1 protein-coding gene is annotated in these 1,384 nt (G+C 59.1%); it reads left to right on the plus strand.

What is annotated here, in order from left to right:
* The first annotated feature begins 101 nt into the window (after positions 1-101).
* Positions 102-1,355, plus strand: a complete 1,254-nt coding sequence (locus tag MDHKLMBL_RS20625; RefSeq protein ID WP_008172221.1) for an IS256 family transposase — start codon at positions 102-104, stop codon at positions 1,353-1,355.
* Positions 1,356-1,384 lie beyond the last annotated feature (29 nt).

Consider the following 1,384-nt stretch of genomic DNA (forward strand, 5'->3'; position numbering starts at 1 on the left):
GAGTTATGGTGATTTCTGGTGTATGGAAGCAGGTTGAAGGGGTGGCGTATCCTGTTGGTTGATCACCGCGACGATCACAACCAACAGAGGAATGATACGCCATGTCCAAGTCTAACCTGCATGCTCTTTCACAACCAGAGGTAGCCGGCAACGATCCCTTGCACGAGTTAATCCGTCAGGGTGCCCGTGATCTGATTGCACAGGCTGTCGAGACGGAGCTGGAGAGCCTGTTGAAGCAGTGCGCAGACGTCAAGACACCGGATGGCCGCCGTGCTGTGGTGCGCAATGGGCACCTTCCCAAACGCACTGTTCAGACCGGCGTCGGCGACGTAGAAGTCCAGGTTCCCAAAGTCCGGGACCGCAGTGGCTCTGGCATTCGCTTCAACAGCCACCTGCTGCCACCCTACCTGAAGCGTGCCCGGAGTCTGGAGGAACTGATTCCCTGGCTCTACCTGCGGGGCGTCTCCTCCGGTGACTTCCAGGAGGCCCTGAGCGCGCTGGTCGGCGAGCAGGCCAACGGGTTGTCGGCGAACACGGTCTCCCGGCTCAAGGCGAAGTGGCTGGATGAGCACAAGGACTGGCAGCGCCGGGACTTGAGCCAGAAACGCTATGTGTACTGGTGGGCCGACGGCGTGTACAGCAACGTCCGGCTGGACGATCGACTCTGTCTGCTGGTAATCATCGGCGTGACTGAGCATGGCCACAAGGAATTGGTGGCTGTCGAGGATGGCCACCGGGAGTCCGAGGCCAGTTGGCGAGAGCTGCTCACGGACTTGCGGGAACGTGGTCTGGAGCCGTCGCCCAGGCTGGCTGTGGGTGACGGCGCACTGGGCTTCTGGAAGGCTCTGAGCAAAGTGTTTCCGGACACCCGGCACCAGCGGTGCTGGGTGCACAAGACGGCCAATGTGCTGGACAAGCTGCCCAAGTCGGTGCAACCGAAGGTGAAGTCAGCCTTGCATGAGATCTACCTGGCAGAGACTCGTGACAGCGCCCACAAGGCGTTTGACAGCGCTTTGCGGCGGTTCCGGGACAAGTACCCGAAGGCCATGGAAAACCTGGAGAAGGACCGGGATGAGCTGCTGGCCTTCTACGATTTCCCGGCGATTCACTGGATTCACTTACGGACCACCAATCCGATTGAATCCACCTTCGCCACAGTACGGCTGAGAACCAAGCGGAGCCGGTCTTGTGGCAATCGCGACACCACGTTATCGATGGTGTTCAAGTTGCTCCAATCCGCCCAGAAACGCTGGAAGCGGATCAAGGGGTTCAACCAACTGAAGCTGGTCGTGGACAACGTGCAGTTTCAGGATGGAATACCGGTGGAGGATCAATCTGACAGGAGCGCTGCCTGATGGTCATACACCAGATTTGACAATAACTC

Source organism: Marinobacter flavimaris, assembly GCF_002933295.1.
Classification (GTDB): Bacteria; Pseudomonadota; Gammaproteobacteria; order Pseudomonadales; family Oleiphilaceae; genus Marinobacter; species Marinobacter flavimaris.

What these genes read in the sequence shown, in the direction of transcription:
- MDHKLMBL_RS20625 (WP_008172221.1), top strand. Translation starts at nt 102, where the DNA reads ATGTCCAAGTCTAACCTGCATGCTCTTTCACAACCAGAGGTAGCCGGC.